A 22,923-nucleotide genomic window follows, 5' to 3' on the forward strand; every position below is an offset into this window, starting at 1 on the left:
GAAAGCTAGGATGGGTGGCATGGCGACCGAAGGACTCAGAGAGCGCAAGAAGCGGCAGACGCGGCAGCACATCTCGGACGTGGCCACGGGGCTGTTCCTGGAGCGCGGCTTCGACGCGGTGACGATCGCCGAGATCGCCGGGGCCGCCGACGTCTCCGTCAACACGGTCTACAACTACTTCCCCGCCAAGGAGGACCTCTTCCTCGACCGCGGTGAGGACGTCGTCGACCGGCTCTCCCGTTTCGTCCGCGGGCGCCGCGCGGGGGAGTCCGCCGCCGACGCCGTGCTGCGCGAACTGCGCGCCGCCGTCGTGAGCCAGTCGCCCGCCGTCGGCCTCTTCGCCGGCTGGGCCGACTTCATGCGGGTCATCGTCGGCGCCCAGGCGCTGCGCTCCCGCCTCTGGGCCATCCAGCAGGAGGCGCTGAACGACCTCACCGCCACCCTCGCCCAGGAGACCGGGGCCGCCGGGGGCGACACGATGCCGGCGCTCGTCGCCGGTCAGCTCTCCTGGATCCACAGCACCCTCATGGGCTGGATCGGCGAGGAGATGATCAAGGGCCGGGACATCGGCGAGGTCGCCCGCGAGGCCCTCGGTCTGCTCGACGACATGGAGGAGCTCCTCGGCCGGAAGGTGCTCACGTACGCGGTACGGCTCACATGACGCCACGTATCAGTGTGATGTCCGTCATCTGAGACGTGACGCGCATCTCTTCGCCGACACACCGGCCCCGGTGGACGCTAACCTCCGCGAAGAGCCGAAATGTAAACGGGTGTTAAGGGGTAGATCGTGGCCAGGAAGCTCGCCGTCATCGGTGCCGGACTCATGGGGTCCGGAATCGCGCAGGTCTCGGCCCAGGCGGGCTGGGAGGTCGTGCTGCGTGACGTGACCGACGCGGCACTGACCCGCGGCACGGACGGCATCAAGGCGTCGTACGACAAGTTCGTCGCCAAGGGCAAGCTGGAAGCCGCCGACGCCGAGGCCGCGTTGAGCCGCATCACCACGACCACCGAGCTGGACGCGGTCGCCGACGCCGACATCGTCGTCGAGGCGGTCTTCGAGAAGCTCGAGGTCAAGCACGAGATCTTCCGCACGCTCGACAAGCTCGTACGCGAGGACGCGGTCCTCGCCTCCAACACCTCCGCCATCCCGATCACCAAGATCGCGGCCGTGACGGAGCGTCCGGAGCGCGTCGTCGGCACGCACTTCTTCTCGCCGGTCCCGATGATGCAGCTGTGCGAACTCGTCCGCGGCTACAAGACCAGCGACGAAACGCTCGCGACCGCCCGTGAGTTCGCCGAGTCCGTCGGCAAGACCTGCATCGTCGTCAACCGCGACGTCGCCGGCTTCGTCACCACGCGCCTCATCTCCGCCCTGGTCGTCGAGGCCGCGAAGCTGTACGAATCGGGCGTCGCCTCCGCCGAGGACATCGACATCGCCTGCAAGCTCGGCTTCGGCCACGCCATGGGTCCGCTCGCCACCGCCGACCTCACCGGCGTCGACATCCTGCTCCACGCCACCAGCAACATCTACACCGAGTCGCAGGACGAGAAGTTCGCACCGCCGGAGCTGATGCGCCGGATGGTGGACGCGGGTGACATCGGCCGCAAGAGCGGGCAGGGCTTCTACAAGCACTGAACCGTCCGACGGCATCCGCTGGGCCGTATCGACCCCTCCGCCATCACCCCACAGGGTGAATTCGGTATCGGTTCGCTTACAAAGCGCAACTGGCCTGCCGGTAAGGCAGTCAGTTGTTGCATAGAAAGACGTGACGAACAAAGCACTCTCGGGGAGCGCATATGCACATCAGGGGCGACCACGCCGAGCTGGTCGTCGGGGGCCGCCTCGACGTCCGCAGCGCGGCGGACGCCCGTACGGTCCTGCACTCGGCGGTCGACGACGGAGCCGGCGACCTTGTGCTCGACCTGACCGGCCTGGACTCCTGGGACGCCACCGGACTCGGCGTCATCATGGGCGCTCACCGGCGAGCGGGCCGGTGTGGCCGCCGGCTGGTGCTGCGGGGCGTCCCGCCCCAGATGCAGCGCCTGCTGGTGGCCACCCGGCTCCACCGCATCCTCGCCATCGAGGGCGGCATCGCCGCCGAAACGTTGCCCCGCGTCTGATCCTCCGCGTCACGTACGGGCCGGACCAATCGCCCCAGCGGCACAATCCTCACGAAGCTGTGACGTCTTGGGCGGGGCGGCACCCCGACTGTTCCTGGATACTGTCCGAAGGTCTAGGGTTCGGTCGCCTGCCGATTGACGGACCCACACGGCGGGCACCGGACCAGAAGCGACAGCGGGCGTGCAGATCGGCCGGGAGGGGCTTCCGCACGAGCGCTTTTGGGGGGCTTTGACCATGGACCCGATGAACCGGGGACCGGAAGAGTACGGCCACGACGACGACGCGAGCACCGAGAACACGACCCGCCCGCGCGGCCCGCGGGACGACCAGTCGCCCGCCTTCGCGCCGGGTGCCGCCGTGCCAACACCCGCACGCACCACCCAGCTCGTCTCGGGCGACTTCCTCCTCACCGTCAATCCGGTCGACGGCAGCGAGATCGAACCCTGCCCGCCCGGCCACCGGCCCGAGGAGCCGGTTCGCCACACCGCCGACGAGCGGGCCGAACTGACCCGCGCGGCAGGCCCGCCCATACCGCCCGGCCCCGCCGCCGCGCCCACGCCCCTGCTGGAGCGCCAGGAGGAGCGTGAGCGGCTCGTACGGCTCCTGGAGCGCGGCCGCTCCGTACGCCTCACCGGACCCTCCGGTTCCGGCCGAACCGCCCTCCTCGACGCCGTCGCGGCCGACTGCGCCGAACTCGCGCCCGACGGAGTGGTCCGGCTCTCCGGCCACCACCGCACACCCGCCGAGCTGCTCCACGAACTCTTCGCCACGGTCAACAAGGCACCGCTCCACCGCCCCGACCGCGCCGGACTGCTGGCCGCCGTGCACGACATCGGCGCCGTCGTCGTCCTGGACGACCTGGAGTTCGGCGGCACGGCGCTGGACGAGCTCCTCGACGCCACCCCCGAGTGCGCCTTCCTGCTCGCCGCCACACTCGACGTCCCCGCCCCCTCCGCCCACTCCCACGTGGAAGAGGTCTTTCTCGCCGGCCTCGGCCGCGGATCCGCCCTCGAACTGCTGGAGCGCGTCGTCGACCGGCCGCTCACCGACGACGAGGCGAACTGGGCGGGAGACCTCTGGTTCGAGTCCGAAGGCCTGCCGCTGCGTTTCGTCCAGGCCGGCGCCCTGCTGCGGCAGCGCGACGAACTGCGCGCGGGATCCGGCGGCGCCGACGCGGACGCGGATCCGGACGACGACGCGGACAACGTTTTCGCCGACGGCCGGGACGTTCCGCTGCCCACCCTCGGCGAGGGAGCCGCGCCCGCAGCGCTCCTCGCCTCCCGGCTCTCCGAGTCCGCCCGCGAGACGCTCCGCTTCGCCGTCGCGCTGGGCGGGGAGGTGCCCCACCAGGCCCACCTCCCCGCCCTCGTCGGCGACACCCACGCCGACGCCTCCCTCGGCGAACTCGTCTCGTGCGGCCTGCTCACCCCCGTCGGCACCCGCTTCCGGCTGGCCACCGGAGTCCTGGCCCAGCTCACGGCGAAGGGGTACGGCGAGGGCGACGTCGCCCGCGCCCACACCGTCGCCCAGCACTACACCTGGTGGGCCGGCCACCCCTCGGTCACCCCCGAGCGGGCGGCCGCCGAGGCCGACGCCGTGCTCGCCGCCATGACCGCGCTGGTGCCCGGGGGAGAATCCGGGCACGCCAGCGCCGCCGTCCTCCTCGCCCGGAGCGCGGCGCCCGCCTTCGCCGCCGCCCTGCACTGGGGCGCCTGGGAACGCGCCCTGCGTACCGGCCAGGAGGCCGCCAGGATCGCCGGCGAGGTGGCCGAAGAGGCCTACTTCCACCACGAGTTGGGCGTCCTCGCCCTGTGCGCCGGAAACCTGGAGCGGGCCCGTGCCGAGCTGGAGGCGTCGATCGCCCTGCGCGGGGCGCTGGCCGACAAGCGCGGCACCGTCGCCGGGCGCAGGGCGCTCGCGCTCGTCGCCGACCGCGAACGCGGACCGCTGCTCGGCGGCCGTACCGCGGCCGGCGAGGAGGTTCCGGCGGCCCGGTACGAGGAGTCGGCGTCACCTCCCGGCGGCGTCCCCGCGGGCCTGTCGCTGCCCGGTCCGTCCGGCGACTCCGCGACCCTCATCACCCGCCAGGACCCGCCCGCCGGCGGAACGGGCAAGTGGACCGCGCGGCGAACCATCCTGAACGGAGCCCGGCGCAATCTCGTCGCCGCCGGCGCCGGCGCACTGCTCGCCGCCGTCCTGGGCACCGTCGTCACCCTCGGCGCCACCTCGGGCGGCGACGAAGGCAACGGCGGCTCCGGTCGTGTCACCTCCGACCAGTCCGCGAACGAGGACGACGGCAACGGCGGCCTCGACGCGGACGAGCCCGCACAGGACTCCACCCAGCGCCCCGGCGGCACGGGGGACGAGTCGGGCGATCCCGGCACGCCCGGCCCGTCCGGCGAGCCCCGGCCCGGTACCAGCGGTGCGGCGACCGACGCCGCGCCGACTCCGGGCCGCACCCCGTCCACGGGCGGCAATCCGCCCACGTCCGGTGGCGGTACGGGCGGATCGGCCACCCCGCCCACCAAGCCGCCGTCCACACCACCCTCGACGCCGCCGTCCACTCCGCCCTCCACGCCGCCGTCGACGCCTCCCACGACGCCGCCGTCCACCCCGCCCACCTCGCCGAGCCCGTCCTCGTCGCCGAGCGGCTCCACCTCCGCGAGCGGCCCCGCGCCGTCCGGCAGCACCTCGGCGTCGGGCAGCGCTCCCGTCTCCGTCGAGCCGTCCGACGCGGGCAGTACGTCGTCCACCGTGGCGGCCTGAACGGTGCCATGACGGAGTACGGCCCCTGGCGTGATGTCGCGCCAGGGGCCGTACCCATAGGTGTGAAGGTCAGAACAGCCGGAGCTTGTCGTCCTCGATGCCGCGCAGCGCGTCGTAGTCGAGGACCACGCAGTCGATGCCGCGGTCCGTCGCCAGCACCCGCGCCTGCGGCTTGATCTCCTGCGCGGCGAACACGCCCTTGACCGGGGCCAGGTGCGGATCGCGGTTCAGCAGCTCCAGATAGCGGGTGAGCTGCTCCACACCGTCGATCTCGCCGCGTCGCTTGATCTCCACGGCCACGGTCGCGCCGTCGGAGTCCCGGCACAGGATGTCGACGGGTCCGATGGCGGTGGGGTACTCACGCCGGATCAGGGTGTATCCGTCGCCCAATGTCTCGATTCGGTCGGCGAGGAGCTCCTGGAGGTGTGCTTCCACGCCGTCCTTGATGAGACCCGGGTCCACCCCGAGCTCGTGCGAGGAGTCGTGGAGGATTTCCTCCATCGTGATGATCAATTTCTCGCCCGCTTTGTTCACGACGGTCCAGACACTGGCCGCCCCGTCGGCACCTTCCTTGATCGTGCACGGAGGCGACATCCAGTTGAGCGGTTTGTACGCCCGGTCGTCGGCGTGAATGGAGACGCTGCCGTCTGCCTTGACCAGGATCAGACGGGGGGCGGAGGGCAGGTGGGCGGTGAGCCGGCCCGCGTAGTCCACGGAGCAGCGGGCGATGACGAGACGCATGGTCGGCAACGCTACAAGACACATGCTCTACCGCGCGATTCGGCCCTAAACCCCCGTACGTACGTGGCCGGTTGTGCCCCAATCTCCTGGTGCGGTCCGGACAGCACGCCTAACGTGGAAGCGGGAGGTTGTCGCCCGTGCACTCTGCGTTGCGTACGGGCGCGTCCCTCTTCCCTGCCCGTAAGACCCCGCCTGCTGGGGTCGCGAGAGGAGAACCCATGTCGCTCGACGTCTCACCGGCGCTGTTGGAACAGGCCGAGCGAGGCGAGGTCGACGAAGCCGACTTCGTCGACTGCGTCCGGACCTCCCTGCCCTACGCATGGGAGATGATCAGTTCTCTGGTGGCTCAGCTGAAGGTGGACGGCGGTGCGTTCGCCGACAACCAGACGCCGCCGCCGGACGAGCAGGCACGCGGTCAGCTGCTGCGTGCGCTCGCGAGTGACGCGATCCGGGGGGCGCTCCAGCGCCACTTCGGCGTCCGTCTGGCGTTCCAGAACTGCCACCGCGTCGCGGTGTTCCCCCTGGACTCCTCGGTCGACGAGCGGCTCGCCCGCTTCACTTCCGTACGGGCCCAGCTGCTGAACCAGTCGCCGGAACTGCGTGACTGCTGAAGCCTCGTGCTGCCGCTCCGCATCGCGGGAGATGCAAGAGATGCAGGGCGGCAGCAACCTGTGAAGGCCGCCGACTCCGTGGATCACACAAGCATGGGCAGCACCTCCGACCCCAGCCTCCTGACGTTCTCCTCCGTGGCCACGATGTCGCCCGAGCCCTCGACGAGCAGCGCGAAACGCGTGATCCCGGTCCGCTCGGAGGTCGCCGCCAGCCGGTCCGCGGCCACCCGGGGCGTGCCCACCGGGTGCAGCCGGCACAGCAGCTCGGTGTACGCCACGGCGTCACGCATCGCCCGATGCCGGCCGTCCACCGTCACATGGGCGTCCAGCCCCTGTTTCAACCAGCCCGGCATCGCTTTGATCAGCGTCTCCGCCGCGTCCGCCCGGCGGTCGGCGATCTGTGCCACCCCCGCCGACACATGACCCGCCGCCGCGCGCGCGATCACTTCCGGCGCATGGCCCGCGGCACGCGCCTCCGCGCGCCACAGTGCGACCATGTCGGCCTTCTCCTCGTCGCCGCAGTGCATCCCCAGCAGCATCGGCAGCGCATGCGAGGCCGCCAGCTTCACACTTCCCGGAGAGGTGCACGCGAGGATCGTCTCCGGCATCGGGTCGCCGTCGATGAGCTCGTCCGGCCGCGGCACGACCGGGACCTCACGGAACCGGTAGCGCTCGCCGTCACTGCCCACGCGGGGCTCGCGCAGCCAGCGCAGCAGCAGCTCCAGCGACTCGGGGAACCCCTTCTCGTACGCCTCCAGGCCGGTCCCGAACACCTCCAGGTCGACCCACGGGCCGCCCCGGCCCACGCCGAGGGTGAACCGGCCACCCGACGTGAGGTGCAGCAATGCCGCCTGCTCCGCCAGCGCCACGGGGTGCACGGTCGGCAGCACGCTGACCGCGGTGCCCACCCGGATCCGGCGTGTCCGGCCGAGCAGCAGCGCGGCCAGCGTCACGGCCGAGGGGCACACGCCGTACGGCACGAAGTGATGCTCGGCCAGCCAGACCGCGTCCAGCCCGGACTCCTCGGCCACCTCGGTGGACCGCACCGCGCGGTGCAGCGCCTCCCCCTGGCCCTGGCCGGGAAATTGGGCCGCCAGTACAAAAGTTCCCACACGCATCGCCTTATGCCTCCTTGACCGGCCGACGCGGCTCCCCTCACTGGCAACAACGTCTGACACGTGCCAAAGGCACGGCCGTCCGTGAAGTTGTTGCGATTTTCCGGTAACTGGGCCCGATGGAGCGCTCACTCCGGGGCCGTCGGGTGCGAGTACCCAACTCCCGGGCCCGTAGGCTGGTCCACAACTGTTGGCGTCCGCTCGAGTGAGGTGTTCCGTGTCCCCGCGCCGCAACCGCCCCCATGGCGGTGGGAAGCCGAACGAGAGCGCCGGAGAACCGGGGGACCGGTACGGCGGATTCCAGCGCACCGAGACCTGGCAGGGCGAGGAGTGGTCCGTGCGCCACGTCGCGGGCGCAAGCGCCGCCGGCAAGCGCTACCGCTGCCCCGGGTGCGACCAGGAGATCCCGTCGGGCGTGGCCCATGTGGTGGCGTGGCCGGAGTACGGCGGAGTGGACGACCGCCGCCACTGGCACAAGGCGTGCTGGAACGCGAAGGACCGCCGCACCTCCAAGGTGCAGCGGTCCCGCAACGCGCCCCGATACTGATCAGACGTCGCGCTTCTCCACGCTGACGTACGCGCCGGCGAGCGCGACCGCCGTGACGCCCGCCAGGATCCACAGCGGCGTCCAGCCGTGCGGGCCCGACTCGCTCAGCCCCGTGTCGCTGTAGAAGGCGATGAGGAGGCTCGGGATCGAGTACTCGAACAGCGCCTGCTGCACGTCCTTCAGCGACTCGGAGAACATGAACATGGCCGCCACCAGCGGCAGGAGCATCACGCCGATCATCACGGTGATGGCACCGGCGGAGTGCCGGATCAGCGCGCCGACGGCGAGCGACAGCAGACCGAGCACCGCGGTGAACAGGCCGGCGCCGACCGTGGCGCGGAACCACTCCTCACCGGTCGCCGCCCCGGAGTCCACGATGCTGCTCTGGAACCCGGCGACCAGCGCGGCGGTGACCGTCGTGACGGTGAACGACAGCAGGAAGAAGACGATCGCCTTGGCGGTCAGCACCCGGCTGCGGCTGGGGCAGGCGGTCAGCGTCGTACGGATCATGCCCGTGCCGTACTCGGACGCGATCGTGAGCACGCCGAGCGTCACCACGCAGATCGAGCCGAGCAGCACCCCGTAGAAGCCGAGGACCAGGACCGACTCCTCGCCGAGGTCGGTGCCGGAGGCCGAGACCGCGACGGCGGCGAGCAGACCGATGCCGACCATCAGCACGATCATGACGCCGAGCGTCCACATCGTGGAGCGCACGGAGCGGATCTTGGTCCACTCGGAGGCGAGCGCGTCCCCGAGGTGGGCGCGGCGGACCGGGATCGGCGAGGTGTACGTGTACGCAGGCGGCTGCTGCTGGTACGGGGTGGTCATCGGACGTCCTCGGTGTCGCTCTTGGTCAGGTCGGCGGGGGCGGCCGCGGGTGCGGGCGCCGCGGGCGGCGGCACGGCGGGGGCGGCCGGCGCGGGGGCGGCCACCGGCGGGCCGGCCGGGGCCCGGTGGTCCTGCGGCACGGGCGCGTGGGCCGGGGCGCCGGGCGCGACGCCCTGCTGACCGCCGGTGTACGGGTTCTGTCCGGGCGGCGGCGGGGCGTACCAGCCCTGCTGCGGCACGTCGGGGATCACGGGCTGCGGCGGGGCGTACCCCATCGGCTGCTGCTCCATGAGCCCGTTCTTCTGGTCCGCCGTCGAGCGGTAGTCCACGGCGCCCTGCGTCAGCCGCATGTACGCCTCCTCCAGCGAGGCCTGGTGCGGGGACAGCTCCCACAGCCGCACGTCGGCGCCGTGCGCGAGGTCGCTGATCCGCGGCAGCGCGAGACCGGTCACCCGCAGCGCGCCGTCGGGCTCGGACAGGACGTGCCCGCCCGCCTCCGTCAGCACCGCCGTCAGCTTCTCCCGCTGCGCCGGCTCGGTCTGCGGGGTACGCACCCGGGCGAAGTCGGCGGAGTTGGCCGAGATGAAGTCCTTGACGCTCATGTCCGCGAGCAACTGGCCGCGGCCGATCACGATCAGGTGCTCGGCGGTCAGCGCCATCTCGCTCATCAGGTGCGAGGAGACGAAGACGGTCCGGCCCTCGGCGGCGAGCGACTTCATCAGATTGCGCACCCAGAGGATGCCCTCGGGGTCCAGGCCGTTGACGGGCTCGTCGAAGAGCAGCACCTGGGGGTCACCGAGCAGCGCGGCCGCGATGCCGAGGCGCTGCCCCATACCCAGCGAGAAGCCCTTGGACCGCTTCTTCGCCACGTCCTGCAGACCGACGACCCCGAGCACCTCGTCGACCCGGCGGGCCGGGATGCCCGCGAGCTGGGCCAGCGACAGCAGGTGGTTCCGCGCGCTGCGCCCACCGTGTACGGCCTTGGCGTCGAGCAGCGCACCGACCTGCCGGGGCGCGTTCGGCAGCTGCCGGAACGGGTGACCGCCGATCGTGACATGTCCCGAGGTGGGCTGGTCCAGGCCCAGGATCATGCGCATGGTCGTCGACTTCCCGGAGCCGTTCGGCCCCAGGAAGCCGGTGACGGTGCCGGGCCGCACCTGGAAGGAAAGGTTGTACACGGCCGTCTTGGCGCCGTAGCGCTTCGTCAGGCCGACTGCCTCGATCATTCTCCAGCCCCATCGACAGGTCACATCGTCGTCGGGGCAGTGGCGCTGTGGACCAAGCCCCCGTAAGAGGTAAGAGGATATCGAGGGCTTGACGGTTCCACGGAAGACGTGCGAAATGATCCGGGGGCCGGGGGCCGGGGGCCGGGGGCCGGGGGCCGGGGCTGGGGGGCCGGGGGCCGGGGGCCGGGGCTGGGACGCCCTAGGCGTCCCGCTTCTTCACCACCAGGTAGCCGCCGATCAGCGCGGCCGCCACCCACAGCAGCATGATCCCGAGCCCGCCCCAGGGGCCGTACGGCGCGTCGTCGCTGTCCAGCGCCCCCGGCACCACCTGCATGATCCTCGCGCCGGCCTGGTCCGGGAAGTACTGAGCGACCTCCTGGGCCTTCGGCACGTTCGACAGGATCTGCGAGATCAGGAAGAAGAACGGGACCAGAATGCCCAGTGACAGCATCGAGGAGCGCAGCATCGCCGCCACACCCATCGAGAACAGCGCCATCAGCCCCATGTAGATCCCGCCGCCGACGACCGCGCGCAGCACGTTGTCGGCGCCGAGGTCCGTACGGTGCTCACCGAGCAGCGCCTGGCCGAGGAAGAACGTGAGGAAGCTGGTCGCCAGCCCCACCGCCAGCGCCAGGACCCCCGCCACCGCGATCTTGCTGAAGAGGAAGGTCGCGCGTTGCGGCACGGCGGCGAGCGAGGTGCGGATCATGCCGGAGCTGTACTCCGTACCCACCACCAGTACACCGAAGACGACCATCGCGAGCTGGCCGAGGACCATGCCGGAGAAGCTCACCAGGGTCGGGTCGAAGGTGGCCTGCTCGGCGGGGGAGAGGTCGTCGAAGGTCGCCTCCAGCAGCGCGCTCAGCGCGGCGCCCATCGCCACGGTGACCACCAGCGCGCTGGTCAGCGTCCAGACCGTCGACGAGACCGTGCGGATCTTGGTCCACTCGGACTGGAGGACCGCGGGTACCGACGCCATGGCTCAGACCCCCTTCGGTGCCCACTGCGGGCCGTTCGCGGATTGGGCGTGGTACTCGACCGCGGCCGCCGTCATCTGCATGAACGCCTCCTCCAGCGAGGCGCGCTGGGCACTGAGCTCATGCAGCACGATCCCGTTCCGGCCGGCCAGCTCGCCGACCTCCTCGGTCGTCGCGCCGTCGATCTCCAGTGCTCCGCCGGCCGCACGGACCGCGGTCATGCCGCTGCGGTGCAGCAGGTCGCGCAGCTCCTCCTGCTGCGGCGAGCGCAGCCGGACGTAACTCCGGGAGTTCTGGTGGATGAAGTCCGCCATGGAGGTGTCGGCGAGGAGCCTGCCCTGGCCGATCACGATCAGGTGATCCGCCGTCAGGGCCATTTCACTCATGAGATGGCTGGAAACGAAGATCGTCCGCCCTTCGGCGGCGAGCGACTTCATCAGATTGCGGATCCAGTGAATTCCCTCGGGGTCCAGACCATTGACGGGTTCGTCGAACATCAGGATTTCCGGATCACCCAGCAGTGCGCAGGCGATTCCCAGTCGCTGCCCCATACCCATCGAGAAACCTTTCGGCTTCTTCTTGGCCACCGCCGAGAGGCCCACAAGATCGAGAACTTCGCCGACGCGCTTCTCCGGAATACGGTTCGACTGGGCCAGGCAGAGCAGATTGTTGTACGCGCTGCGGCCGCCGTGCATGGCCTTCGCCTCCAGCAGCGCACCGATGTACTTCAGCGGTTCCTGCAGATCCCGGTAGTGCTTGCCGTCGATCCGGACCGTACCGCTGGTCGGAATGTCCAGATCGAGCATCATGCGCATCGTGGTCGACTTTCCCGCGCCGTTGGGCCCGAGAAAGCCCGTCACGACCCCGGGACGGACCTGGAAGGAGAGATGGTCGACCGCCGTCTTGGCACCGAAACGTTTCGTAAGCCCCTCGAGCTCGATCACCCGTCCACGCTACGAGCGCGCAAACTCCCCCGCCACCGGAATCACACATGCCGCCGACCACGCCCCGGGGGCGCGATCGGCGGCATGCGTGCCGGAGTCAGCGGGACTGCTGGGCCGGGACGCCGCGGGAGACCGGCTCGTCGTCCACGGGGGAGCCGGCCGCGGCCACCGCCGCGCCGGTCAGCGTGGCCAGCATCTCGCGGACGTTGGTCAGCTGGGCGTTGATGGAGTCGCGACGGTTCGTCAGCGCCGCCAGCTCGCGCTCCGATTCGCTGCGGATACGGTCCGCCTTGGCGTTCGCGTCGGCCACGATGTCCTCGGCCTGGCGCTGCGCGGTCTCCACCGTCTGGCGGGCCCGGCGCTCCGCGTCCGTACGGAGCTTCTCGGCCTCCAGGCGGAGCTGCTCCGCGCGGTGCTCGATCTCCGCAAGGCGCTTTTCGGCCTTTGCCTGGCGGGAGGCCAGGTCGCGCTCGGACTGCTCACGGCGCTTGGCGAGGTTGGTCTCGAAGTCGGCGGCGGCCTGCGCGGCCTTCGCCCGGGTCTCCTCGAAGAGGGCGTCCGCCTCCTCGCGCTTGGACTGCGCGTCCTTCTGCGCCTCGGCGCGCAGCGAGTTCGCCTCGCCCTGGGCCTTCTCGACGATCCGAACGCCCTCGTCCTCGGCCTTCGCCTTGCGCTCCGCCGCGAACGACTCGGCGTCGTTGCGCACCTGCTGGGCCGCCGACTCGGCGAGCTCCCGGTGCTGCTCGGCGGCGCGACGGGCCTCCTCGCGCAGGTCCTTCGCCTCCTCCTCGGCCAGACGGAGGATCTTCTCGACACGGGCACCGAGACCGGCGTACGACGGCTCCGCGTCGCTGACCTGGGCCTGGGCGTTCTGCGTTTCGAGGTGTAGCTCCTCGATGCGCTTTTCCAGAGAGGTGATTCGGGCCAGAGCACTGTCACGGTCGGCGACGAGCTTGGTAATGCGGTCGTCCACCTGACCGCGGTCGTAACCACGCCGCACGAGCTCGAAGCCGAAGGGGGAGGAAGTGTCGCTCATGGGGTTCCTGTCGAATGAGACCGGTGAGGTGATAGAGGGAATCCTAGGGGCCGAAGCGGCGTGTCATCGAGCGGATGCCCGTTCAATCTGGAGAATGTCCAGCCTTTTGGGTGGCTTAACCGTCGGTTGACTTGCCACTCGAACGGGTACTACCCGCTGCCGCGCCCGCCTTGACTCCGCCGTCCTTGGTACCCCCCGATGGAGCCTCGAAAGACTCCAACGCCTCCAGTACGTCCTGGACACGGGAGATCTCGGCCTGAATGTCCTCCCGACGGCGTACCAGCACGTCCAGCTCACGCTTACCCTCGGAGATCATCTTTTCGGCCTCGCGCTCGGCTTCCGCCTTCACCTTCTCGGCCGCACGGGTGAGCTCCGCCTTCTTCTGCTCGGCCTCCTTGAGCAGTGCCTCCGCCTTCTTCACCGCCGCGATCCGGACCTTCCCGGCCTCCGAGTTCGCGTCGGACAGCAGCTCCTTGGCCTTCGCCTCGGCCTCCGCCCGCTGTTCGGTTGCCGCCCTCACCAGCTTGTCCACGCGCTCGCCGGCGGACTTCATCTGCTCGGCGCTCTCCCGGCGAGCCCGCTCGTGCAGGTCCTCGATCTCGGACTCCGTACGGCGGCGCAGCTCCTCCATGCGCTCCCTTATGGCGGTCGCGTCGCTGCGGGCCCCGACCAGCAGCTCGTCCGCGTCCGTGCGGGCCTTCTCCACCAGCGTGTTGCCCTCGACGGTCGCCTCGGCGACGATCCGCTCGGCCTCCTTGCGGGCCGCGCCGACCATCGTGTCGGCCTGCGACTCGGCCTCCGCGGTCGCCCGCAGGGCCTCTTCCTGCGCCTTCGCGACGAGCTGGTCGGCCTGCTCGGCGGCGTCCGTCCGCCGCTTGGCCGCGGCCTCGCGCGCCTCGTCGACCACCCGGTCCGCCTCGGCCCGCGCCTCGGTGCGGATCCGCTCGGCGGCCGCCTCGGTCTCCGCACGGTGGCGCTCGGCCTCCGCGCGGATGCGCTCCGCCGCCTGCTGCGCCGAACCGACCGTCTCCGCGGCCTCCGCGCGCAGCCGCTCCGCCTCGCCGGTGGCCTCACCGACCAGCCGCTCGGCCTCGCTCGTCGCCTCGGTGATGAGCTGGTCGGCCTGCTCGGCCGCGTCCGCCCGCCGCTTGTCGGCCGCCTTCCGCGCCTCGTCCAGCACCTGCTCGCCGTCGGCCCGGGCGGCCGCGCGCAGCGCCTCGGCCTGCGCCTCGCCCTCTTCCTTGACCTGCTCGGCCTCGGCCCGGAGCCGCGTCGCGTCCCGCTCGGCGGTGGTGAGCACCTCGGCCGCCTCGGCCGTGATCCGCTCGGCCTCGCTCGTCGCCTCGCCGACCAGCCGGTCGGCCTGCTCGGCGGCGTCGGAGCGGCGCTTGTCGGCCGCCTGCCGGGCCTCGTCGAGCACCTGCTCGGCCTCGGCCGCGAGCCGCTCGGCCTCGCTCGCCGCCTCGCCCACCAGCCGGTCGGCCTGCTCGGCCGCCTCGGAACGGATCCGGTTGGCGTCGTCCCGGGCGTCCGCCCGGGTGCGCGCCGCGTCCTGCTCGGCGGAGGCGAGCGAGTCCGACGCCTCCGTCCGCACCCGCTGGGCGTACTCGGCGGTGTCCGACTTCAGCCGCTCCGCCTCGGCCAGGGCATCGGCCATGGTCCGCTCGGCCAGCGACTTGGCCGCCTCGGACTCCTCCTGGGCCCGCGCCCGGATCCGGCCGGCGTCCTCCGCCGCACGCTCCCGCTCCGCGTACGCGTCGGCGCGGACCCGGTCCGCCTCGTCCTGCGCCTCGGTCTTCGTCCGCTCCGCGGCGTGCTCGGCGGCCGACCGCAGCCCGGTGATCTCTTCCTCGGCCTGCTCGTGCAGCCCGGCGACCGCGTCCCGCACCTGCTGGGCCGTCTGCTCGGCGGACGTCACCATCTCCGTGGCGCGCCGGTCGGCCTCCTCGACCAGGCGCTGGGCCTCGGCCTGCGCGTCCTCGACGCGCCGGCGGGCCGATGCCAGCAGCTCCTCGCTCTGCTCGCGGGCCCGCTCGCGCTCCTGGTCCGCCTCCGCGCGGGCGGCGCCCAGCGTCTCCTCCGCCTCGCGGCGGCGCCGGTTGGCCTCCTCCTGCGCGGCGGCCAGCTCCTCGGCGGCCTCGGTGGTCACCCGCTCGGCGGCCGCCTGGGCCTCCGCACGCATCCGGTCGGCGGACTCCTGCGCCTCGCTCTTGAGCCGCTCGGCCTCCGCGGCGGCCTCCGAACGGAGCCGCACCGCGGCGTTCTCCGCCTCGGCGCGCATGGTCGACGCGTCCGCCGCCGCTTCCGTGCGCAGCCGCTCGGCCTCCTGCTCGGCCTGGGCCTGGAGCGTCCGCAGCCGCTCGGCGGACTCCCCGCGCAGCCGCTCGGTCTCCTCGGCCGCCTCGCGCCGGATCCGCTCGCCCTCCGCGCGCGCGTCGGTCAGCGCCTGCTCGGCCGACCTCAACCGCGCCTCGGCCTCGGAGTGCAGCCGGGACAGCTCCTCGGCGGCCTCCGCCTGACGGGCAGCGACACCCCGCTCGGTCTCCTCGCGCAGCGCGGCAGCGGCCTGCTCGGCCGCCTCCCGCACCGACTCGGCCTGCTCCTCGGCCTCGGTGCGCAGCCGGTCGGCCTCGGTTCGGGAGCGCTCCAGCGTCTCCTCGGCCTGCCGGCGCAGGGTCGTCGCCCGCTCGATCGCCTCGGTGCGGACCCGCTCGCTCTCGGCGGTCGCGCCCGCCCGCAGCTCGTCGGCGTCCGCCTTCGCCTTGGTCAGCAGCTCCTCGGCGGTCTTCGCCGCCTCCTCGATCTGCTGGACGGCCTCGCGCCGGGCCTCACCGCGGATCCGCTCGCCCTCGGCGATCGCCTCGGCCCGCAGCTGCTCGGCCTCGCCGCGCAGCCGGCGCGCCTCCTCCTGCAGCTCGACCGTCTTGGCGCGGTACTCCTTGGTGTCGTCCTTCGCCGCGCCCTTCAGCTGTTCGGCCGTGTCGGCGGCCTCGCCGCGCAGCCGGTCGGCCTCCGCCTCCGCCTCACGGCGGATCCGCTCAGCCTCCTCGGACGCCTTGCGGGTGGTCTCCCGGGCGTCCTCCGACGCCTTGGTCAGGACCTCCTCGGCGGTCCTGGCGGCCTTGGCGAGCTGCGCGGCCGAATCCTCGGCGGCCACCGTACGGGCCTTCTCCGAGGCCTCGGCGACCAGCTTGTCCGCGGTCGCGCGGGCATCGGCGAGCGCCTGCTCGGCCTCCGCCTTGAGGGTCTCGGACTCCTTGGTGGCCTCGGCGACCAGGCGGGCGATCTCCGACTTCGCCGTACGGCTGCGCTGCTCGTTCTCCGACTCGGCGCTGGCCAGCCGCTTGGCCGCCGCGTCCCGGGCCTCCGCGACCAGCTTGTCGGCCTCGGCGCGGGCCTCCCGAAGCCGGTCCTCCGCCTCGGTCAGCCGCTGCTCGGCCGTCCGGCTCAGCTCGGTCGCCTGCTGGCGCGCCTGCTCCGACTCGGCGGTGGTGGCGCTGCGCAGCTGCTCGGCGTGGCTGGTGGCCTCCTGCGCCTGCGTCGACGCGGCGTTCAGCAGCCGCTCGGCGTCCTTGCGGGCGCGCAGCAGGATCGCCTCGGCCTCGGCGCGGGCCGCCTCGGCCTCCGAGCCCAGCCGCTGGCGGGCCTCCTCGGCGAGCCGGGTGGCCTCCGCGCGGGCCGCCGCCAGTGACTGCTCGGCCTCGGCGCGGGACTCCTCCAGCAGCCGGCGGGCCTGTGCCTCGGTGCGGGCGCGCAGCTGCTCCGCCCAGGCCACGTTCTCGTTGACGTGTGCCTCGACGGTCTGCCGGCGCTCGGCCAGCTCCTGGTCGAGGCGCTGGCGGCGCTGCACCGCCTCGGCGTGCAACTCGGCCTGAAGCCGTGCCTGGTGCTCGGCGTGCTCCTGCAGGATCCGCTGGGTCTGGTTGCGGGCCTCGCGCAGCTCGCGCTCGGCGTCGGAGCGCAACTGGTCGGCCTGGATCTGGGCGTTACGGAGCAGCTGCTCGGCCTGGTAGCCGATGTCGGCGCTGTCGTAGGCGGGCCGGGACGCGATGGTGCGGCGCGCTTCGTGCAGCTTGGCGCGCAAGACTTCGACCTGGTAACCGAGGTCCTCGGCGTGCTGGACGGCCTTCTCCCGCTCGGTCTTCAGCCGGTCCATCTCGGCTTCGAACCGCGAAAGGTGGTCGTCAGCCCGGTGGCTCTCCTGGCGTTCGTAGCCCCGCACTGCGCGGTCCCATCCGTCCCCTGGTCGCAACTCTCTTGTACGAGCACCGTTCGCCGGCGAACGGCCCCCCGGGAATGGTGTCAGATCGACGACCCCGACGACGACGCCGCGGCGCCGTCCCGATCCGGCCCCGGCCCGGAGCCGCCCACTCTACCGGGCCGGGAATCGGGAGGTCAGTGCTCCGCCGAGGACGCATCGGCGGACGGCTCGGCCGAGGTGACGAGTTCGGTCAGGACGCCATGGCAGTCCTTGGGGTGCAGGAACGTGATGCGGGAGCCCATCGAGCCGATCCGCGGCTCGTCGTAGAGGACGCGTACGCCCTTGTTCCGGATGGCGTCGGCGTCGCCGTCGACGTCCGCCGTCCCGAAGGCGATGTGGTGGACCCCCTCGCCGTTCTTGGCCAGCCACTTCCCCACGGCGGAGTCCTCGCGGGTGGGCTCCAGCAGCTGGAGGTAGGAGGCGCCGCCGTCGGACGTCTCATTGATCTTGAGCATGGCTTCCCGGACGCCCTGCTCCTCGTTGACCTCGGTGTGGAAGACCTCGAACCCGTACGTGGCACGGTAGAAGTCGACGGTCTTGTCGAGGTCGAAACAGGCGATCCCGATGTGGTCGATTCGCGTCAGCATTGCTCCAGTGCAGCGCTCCGGGAGGCGGTTACGCAACGTGCGCGCGATCACACCGGTCGGCCGGTGACCTGAACCAGTACCGCTCAGTACATTGGCGGTAAACCCTCGTTCACTCCTCATCCAAGGGGCCGTGCCTCATGTCTCGAACGACCGGTACCACCTCAGTGATCGTCGCGGGCGCACGCACGCCCATGGGCCGACTGCTCGGCTCGCTCAAGTCCTTCTCGGGGGCCGACCTGGGTGGCTTCGCCATCAAGGCCGCGCTCGACCGCGCCGGCATCGGCGGCGACCAGGTGCAGTACGTGATCATGGGCCAGGTGCTGCAGGCCGGCGCCGGGCAGATCCCCGCCCGCCAGGCCGCCGTCAAGGCCGGCATCCCCATGAACGTGCCCGCGCTGACCGTCAACAAGGTCTGCCTCTCCGGCCTCGACGCCATCGCCCTGGCGGACCAGCTGATCCGCGCCGGCGAGTTCGACGTGATCGTCGCCGGCGGCCAGGAGTCCATGACGAACGCTCCGCACCTGCTGCCGAAGTCCCGCGACGGCTACAAGTACGGCGCCGTCGAGATGCTCGACGCCATGGCGCACGACGGCCTCACCGACCCGTTCGAGGGCGTCGCCATGGGCGAGTCCACCGAGAAGCACAACACCGTCCTCGGCATCGCCCGCCCCGAGCAGGACGAGGTCGCCGCTCTCTCGCACCAGCGTGCGGCTGCTGCGCAGAAGAACGGCATCTTCGAGGCCGAGATCACGCCCGTCGAGATCCCGCAGCGCAAGGGCGAGCCGGTCGTCTTCTCCAAGGACGAGGGCATCCGCGCGGACACCACGGTCGAGTCCCTCGGCAAGCTGCGCCCGGCCTTCGCCAAGGACGGCACCATCACCGCCGGCTCCGCGTCGCAGATCTCGGACGGCGCGGCCGCCGTGGTCGTGATGAGCAAGGCCAAGGCCGAGGAGCTCGGTCTGGACTGGATCGCGGAGATCGGCGCCCACGGCAACGTCGCGGGACCGGACAACTCGCTCCAGTCGCAGCCGTCCAACGCGATCCTGCACGCCCTGAAGAAGGAGGGGCTGGAGGTCGCCGACCTCGACCTGATCGAGATCAACGAGGCCTTCGCCGCCGTGGCCGTGCAGTCAATGAAGGACCTCGGGGTAACCCCTGAAAAGGTGAACGTCAACGGTGGCGCGATCGCGCTCGGACACCCGATCGGCATGTCCGGCGCCCGTCTCGTCCTCCACCTCGCGCTGGAGCTCAAGCGGCGCGGCGGCGGCGTCGGTGCGGCCGCGCTGTGCGGCGGCGGCGGCCAGGGCGACGCGCTGGTCCTGCGCGTCCCGGGCAACGGCAAGTAAACCGGCTGTTAGGAGCTCTGTACCGATGGTGGACGTTCCCGCACTGGTGGCCCAGGCACGGGAGGGCAGGCCGCGGGCCGTGGCCCGGCTGATCTCGCTCGTGGAAGGGGCGTCCCCGCAGCTCCGTGAGGTGATGGCGGCGCTCGCGCCGCTGGCCGGCGGGGCCTACGTCGTGGGCCTCACCGGCTCTCCCGGCGTCGGGAAGTCCACCTCGACGTCGGCGCTGGTCACCGCGTACCGGAGGGCCGGCAAGCGGGTCGGCGTGCTCGCCGTGGACCCGTCCTCGCCGTTCTCCGGCGGGGCGCTGCTGGGCGACCGGGTCCGGATGTCCGAGCACGCATCGGACCCCGGCGTCTACATCCGGTCGATGGCCACCCGCGGCCACCTGGGCGGCCTCGCCTGGGCGGCACCGCAGGCGATCCGGGTGCTGGACGCGGCCGGATGCGACGTGGTGCTCGTCGAGACGGTCGGTGTGGGCCAGTCGGAGGTCGAGATCGCCTCGCAGGCCGACACGTCCGTGGTGCTGCTCGCACCGGGCATGGGCGACGGGATCCAGGCCGCGAAGGCGGGCATCCTGGAGATCGGCGACGTGTACGTGGTCAACAAGGCCGACCGGGACGGTGCCGACGCCACCGCCCGCGAGCTCAACCACATGCTGGGGCTCGGCGAGTCCCGCGGGCCCGGCGACTGGCGGCCGCCCATCGTCAAGACGGTGGCGGCCCGGAGCGAGGGCGTCGACGAGGTCGTCGAGGCCCTGGAGAAGCACCGGGCCTGGATGGAGGAGCGCGGGGTGCTGGCCGAGCGGCGCAGGGCCCGCGCGGCCCATGAGGTCGAGACCATCGCGGTCACCGCTCTGCGCGAGCGGATCGGCGACCTGCACGGGGACCGGCGGCTGGACGCGCTCGCCGAGCGCATCGTGGCCGGCGAGCTGGATCCGTACGCGGCGTCGGACGAGCTGGTCGCGGGTCTGACGGGGAACTGAGGCGGCCGCCGGCGCGCTGTCCGCCGGTCGTCGGAGTGATTTTTTCCGGGGGCGGGCCGGTTCCCGGCGGTGTGCGGACGCTGTTTTCCGGGTGCGGGCCGGCCCGCTTCCGCCGGTGGGAGGGGGTGCGGCCCCTCCTGACTCGACCCGCCCCCGGAGGGCCCCCACCGGGCCGGCGGCCCGACGTCTTCGCAGGGCGCGACGCAGTGCCGCCCACCCCTGCGGGACGACCCCGCACGGCCCCACCCCTGCGCGGGGCGGCCGGCCGCGAGTGTCAGTCGTCCTCGTTGTCCTGGGTGACCTTCCCCGTCACCGCGTCGACGTCCCAGTCCTGCAGCGTGCCGTCCTTCGTGAGTACCTCGGCGTCCCAGGTCCTGCCGTCCTCGTCGTCCAGGTCCAGCGAGATCACCGTGCCGTGGGCCGAGGCCGCCTTCAGCGCCTCGTCGGCCGTCACCTTCACGCCCTTGAGGGCCTCCTTGATCTCGACGACGTCGTTCTTGTCGTCCTCCCGGTCGTCGTCCCGGTCGTCGGACGCCGTGGGCGCGGCGGCGTGCGCCCTCTGCGGGGTCTCCGCCGCCGAGGTCGTCGCGAACGCCGCCGCCGTACCGCCGGTGACCAGGGCCGCCGCCGCGACCGTGGCGATGATCAGGTTGCGCTTCATGAGCTGACTCCCGTGGGTTGGGTCGGTTGTTCGGTACGGGAATCACTCTGCGCGCGGCTCGCTGAAGCCAGGCTGAAGGCGGCTGAAGGTCTCTTCAGGTTCCGTTTGGGACCCTGAGCGCATGCGCCTGTTGATCGTGGAGGACGAGAAGCGGCTCGCCCTGTCGCTCGCCGCCGGGCTGCGGGCCGAGGGGTTCGCCGTGGATGTGGTGCACGACGGTCTCGAGGGCCTGCACCGGGCCGGGGAGGGGTCGTACGACCTCGTGATCCTCGACATCATGCTGCCCGGTATGAACGGCTACCGGGTGTGCGGTGCGCTGCGGGCCGCCGGACACGACGTGCCGATCCTGATGCTCACCGCGAAGGACGGCGAGTACGACGAGGCCGAGGGGCTCGACACGGGCGCCGACGACTATCTGACCAAGCCCTTCTCGTACGTGGTCCTGGTGGCCAGGGTGAAGGCCCTGCTGCGCCGGCGCGGGGGCAGCCCGTCGCCCGTGCTGCGGGCCGGGGCGCTCTCGGTGGACACCGCGGCCCGGCGTGTGCGCCTGGGCGGGGAGGAGATCGCGCTCACCGCTCGGGAGTTCGCCGTGCTCGAGCAGCTCGCGGTTCGGCCGGGCGCTGTGGTGTCGAAGGGGGAGATTCTGGAGCACGTCTGGGACTTCGCCTACGAGGGCGATCCCAACATCGTCGAGGTCTACGTGAGCGCGCTGCGGCGCAAGCTCGGCGCGGAGGTCATCAGGACCGTGCGCGGCGCCGGATACCGGCTGGAGGAGCGGTGAGGCACCCGCTGCGTTCCGTACGCGCCCGCACCGCGCTCGGCGCGGTGCTCGTGGTGGCGCTGGCCCTGGTCGTCGCCGGGGGAGCGCTGCTGGTCGTGCTGCGCGGCAACCTGGTCGACCAGGCGGGGCTGCAGGCCAACGTCTCGGCCCGGTCGGTGGCGTCGCAGATCGCCGACGGGACCCCGTTCGACCAGCTCGACCTGCCCGACGACACCGAGGAGCACCCGGTGCAGGTGGTCGACGAGGAGGGCCGTGTGGTCGCCGTCGGGGAGGACATCGAGGCCATCGAGGGCACGGGGAGTCCGGGTACGAAGGCCGTCCCGTCCGAGGGCGGCGACGGCGAGCGGGGCGAGGTCTCCGAGGACGTCGCGTACTCCTCGGGGGACGTCACGGTCGGCGGCGAGACCGCCGAGTACCGGTTCGCGGCGGTACGGGCCTCCGGTCCGGCGGGTGAGGCGACCGTGTACGCCGGCGCCCCGCTGGCCACCGAGGCGGCCACCGTCGCGGGGGTGCGCGCAGCCATGCTCGCCGCGCTGCCGGTGCTGCTGGCGGTGGTCGCCGGTGTGACGTGGCTGGTCACCCGGCGGGCGCTGAAACCCGTCGAGGACATCCGCCGCGAGATGGCGGCGATCACCGCGTCCGAGGACCTCTCGCGCCGGGTGCCCGAGCCGGGGACGCACGACGAGGTGGCCCGGCTGGCGCGGACGACCAATGAGACGCTGGCCGCGCTGGAGGCGAGCGTGGAGCGGCAGCGGCGGTTCGTCGCGGACGCGTCGCACGAACTGCGCAGCCCGATCGCGAGCCTGCGTACCCAGCTGGAGGTCGGGGCGGCGCACCCGGAGCTGCTGGACGTCCCGGGGGCGGTCGCCGACACCGTACGGCTGCAGCAGCTCGCGGCCGACCTGCTGCTGCTGGCCCGGCTGGACGCGGGTGAGCCGGCCGGGCGGGCGCGTTTCGACCTGGCCGGGCTGGTGCGCGAGGAGGTCCGCCGGCGGAGCGGCGACCGGGTCCCGGTCCGGGTCGACGCCGAAGGCCCCGCGGAAGTGAACGGGTCACGCGGGCAGCTGGCCCGGGTGCTGGGCAATCTGCTCGACAACGCCCAGCGGCACGCGGCCGACCGGGTGGCGGTGACCGTGCGGGGCGACCGCCGGCACGTCCTGGTCACCGTCGAGGACGACGGCGCGGGCGTGCCGGAGGCCGAGCGCGAGCGGGTCTTCGAACGGTTCGTACGCCTCGACGACGCCCGCAGCCGGGACGAGGGCGGCGCGGGTCTCGGCCTGGCCATCGCCCGTGATGTGGTGGTCCGTCACGGCGGGAGCCTCACCGTCGGCAGCGCCCCGTCGGGCGGCGCGCTGTTCGTGCTGCGCCTGCCCGACGCGGCGGGATGAGCCC

General features: G+C 72.2%; 20 protein-coding genes. 10 read left to right on the forward strand and 10 right to left on the reverse strand.

Annotation, left to right across the window (positions count from 1 at the left end; translation table 11 throughout):
* The first annotated feature begins 10 nt into the window (after window positions 1-10).
* The 4 genes from ACY34K_RS05950 to ACY34K_RS05965 all read left to right on the forward strand — a co-directional run bounded on the left by ACY34K_RS05950 (window position 11) and on the right by ACY34K_RS05965 (window position 4,888).
* The gene (locus ACY34K_RS05950; RefSeq protein WP_462744446.1) at window positions 11-661 is read left to right on the forward strand and encodes a TetR/AcrR family transcriptional regulator; all 651 of its coding nucleotides are present in this window, start codon (window positions 11-13) and stop codon (window positions 659-661) included.
* Between the two features lie 126 nt (window positions 662-787).
* Window positions 788-1,636 (forward strand): 3-hydroxyacyl-CoA dehydrogenase family protein, encoded by an 849-nt coding sequence (locus ACY34K_RS05955; RefSeq protein ID WP_462744448.1) that lies wholly within the window; start codon window positions 788-790, stop codon window positions 1,634-1,636.
* Window positions 1,637-1,797: 161 nt separating this feature from the next.
* Window positions 1,798-2,121: an STAS domain-containing protein gene (locus ACY34K_RS05960; protein WP_031073773.1), complete on the forward strand. Its 324-nt coding sequence runs from the start codon at window positions 1,798-1,800 to the stop codon at window positions 2,119-2,121.
* Window positions 2,122-2,356: 235 nt separating this feature from the next.
* Window positions 2,357-4,888 carry an ATP-binding protein gene (locus ACY34K_RS05965; protein ID WP_462744451.1) on the forward strand — a complete coding sequence of 844 codons (2,532 nt, stop codon included), beginning with the start codon at window positions 2,357-2,359 and terminating at the stop codon, window positions 4,886-4,888.
* Between the two features lie 69 nt (window positions 4,889-4,957).
* Here the strand turns inward: ACY34K_RS05965 and nucS are convergent, their stop codons facing one another.
* Window positions 4,958-5,629 (reverse strand): endonuclease NucS, encoded by a 672-nt coding sequence (nucS, locus tag ACY34K_RS05970; protein ID WP_462744453.1) that lies wholly within the window; start codon window positions 5,627-5,629, stop codon window positions 4,958-4,960.
* A gap of 218 nt (window positions 5,630-5,847) precedes the next feature.
* Here nucS and ACY34K_RS05975 point away from each other — a divergent pair, with 218 nt between their 5' ends.
* Window positions 5,848-6,240, forward strand: a complete 393-nt coding sequence (locus ACY34K_RS05975; RefSeq protein WP_356738027.1) for an SCO5389 family protein — start codon at window positions 5,848-5,850, stop codon at window positions 6,238-6,240.
* 83 nt (window positions 6,241-6,323) lie between these two features.
* Here ACY34K_RS05975 and ACY34K_RS05980 read toward each other — a convergent pair whose 3' ends face one another.
* A complete protein-coding gene (locus ACY34K_RS05980; RefSeq protein WP_462744455.1) occupies window positions 6,324-7,358 on the reverse strand; it encodes an LLM class flavin-dependent oxidoreductase in 1,035 nt (344 codons plus the stop codon).
* 214 nt (window positions 7,359-7,572) lie between these two features.
* Here ACY34K_RS05980 and ACY34K_RS05985 point away from each other — a divergent pair, with 214 nt between their 5' ends.
* Window positions 7,573-7,902 (forward strand): ATP/GTP-binding protein, encoded by a 330-nt coding sequence (locus ACY34K_RS05985; RefSeq protein WP_462744457.1) that lies wholly within the window; start codon window positions 7,573-7,575, stop codon window positions 7,900-7,902.
* Here ACY34K_RS05985 and ACY34K_RS05990 read toward each other — a convergent pair whose 3' ends face one another.
* From ACY34K_RS05990 to mce, 7 genes are all read right to left on the reverse strand, one after another.
* Complete coding sequence (locus tag ACY34K_RS05990) at window positions 7,903-8,730, reverse strand: ABC transporter permease (RefSeq protein WP_462744459.1); 828 nt, start codon at window positions 8,728-8,730, stop codon at window positions 7,903-7,905.
* Window positions 8,727-9,956, reverse strand: a complete 1,230-nt coding sequence (locus ACY34K_RS05995) for an ABC transporter ATP-binding protein (protein ID WP_462744461.1) — start codon at window positions 9,954-9,956, stop codon at window positions 8,727-8,729. The genes ACY34K_RS05990 and ACY34K_RS05995 overlap by 4 nt, the downstream gene beginning before the upstream one ends.
* A 199-nt stretch (window positions 9,957-10,155) precedes the next feature.
* Entirely contained in the window at window positions 10,156-10,935 is a 780-nt protein-coding gene (locus tag ACY34K_RS06000; protein WP_462744463.1) for an ABC transporter permease, read from the reverse strand.
* Between the two features lie 3 nt (window positions 10,936-10,938).
* Window positions 10,939-11,877, reverse strand: coding sequence for an ABC transporter ATP-binding protein (locus ACY34K_RS06005; RefSeq protein ID WP_462744465.1), 939 nt, complete (start codon window positions 11,875-11,877; stop codon window positions 10,939-10,941).
* Window positions 11,878-11,974: 97 nt separating this feature from the next.
* Window positions 11,975-12,913, reverse strand: a complete 939-nt coding sequence (locus tag ACY34K_RS06010; RefSeq protein WP_462744467.1) for a cellulose-binding protein — start codon at window positions 12,911-12,913, stop codon at window positions 11,975-11,977.
* Window positions 12,914-13,028: 115 nt separating this feature from the next.
* Window positions 13,029-17,135 (reverse strand): polarized growth protein Scy, encoded by a 4,107-nt coding sequence (gene scy / locus ACY34K_RS06015; RefSeq protein ID WP_462744469.1) that lies wholly within the window; start codon window positions 17,133-17,135, stop codon window positions 13,029-13,031.
* Between the two features lie 173 nt (window positions 17,136-17,308).
* Window positions 17,309-17,761, reverse strand: a complete 453-nt coding sequence (gene mce, locus ACY34K_RS06020; protein ID WP_462744471.1) for a methylmalonyl-CoA epimerase — start codon at window positions 17,759-17,761, stop codon at window positions 17,309-17,311.
* Between the two features lie 137 nt (window positions 17,762-17,898).
* Between mce and ACY34K_RS06025 the strand changes: the two genes are divergently transcribed.
* Window positions 17,899-19,107, forward strand: a complete 1,209-nt coding sequence (locus tag ACY34K_RS06025) for an acetyl-CoA C-acetyltransferase (protein WP_462744473.1) — start codon at window positions 17,899-17,901, stop codon at window positions 19,105-19,107.
* 25 nt (window positions 19,108-19,132) lie between these two features.
* On the forward strand, window positions 19,133-20,089 hold the full coding sequence (gene meaB, locus ACY34K_RS06030) for a methylmalonyl Co-A mutase-associated GTPase MeaB (RefSeq protein ID WP_462744475.1): 957 nt from the start codon (window positions 19,133-19,135) through the stop codon (window positions 20,087-20,089).
* Between the two features lie 274 nt (window positions 20,090-20,363).
* Here the strand turns inward: meaB and ACY34K_RS06035 are convergent, their stop codons facing one another.
* Window positions 20,364-20,750 (reverse strand): PepSY domain-containing protein, encoded by a 387-nt coding sequence (locus ACY34K_RS06035; RefSeq protein WP_462744477.1) that lies wholly within the window; start codon window positions 20,748-20,750, stop codon window positions 20,364-20,366.
* A gap of 121 nt (window positions 20,751-20,871) precedes the next feature.
* On the opposite strand from ACY34K_RS06035, the gene ACY34K_RS06040 reads away from it, so the two are divergent.
* On the forward strand, window positions 20,872-21,531 hold the full coding sequence (locus ACY34K_RS06040; protein WP_462744478.1) for a response regulator transcription factor: 660 nt from the start codon (window positions 20,872-20,874) through the stop codon (window positions 21,529-21,531).
* Between the two features lie 8 nt (window positions 21,532-21,539).
* Window positions 21,540-22,919 (forward strand): sensor histidine kinase, encoded by a 1,380-nt coding sequence (locus ACY34K_RS06045; protein ID WP_462744794.1) that lies wholly within the window; start codon window positions 21,540-21,542, stop codon window positions 22,917-22,919.
* Window positions 22,920-22,923 lie beyond the last annotated feature (4 nt).

Source organism: Streptomyces sp. STAM6 (genome assembly GCF_054963715.1).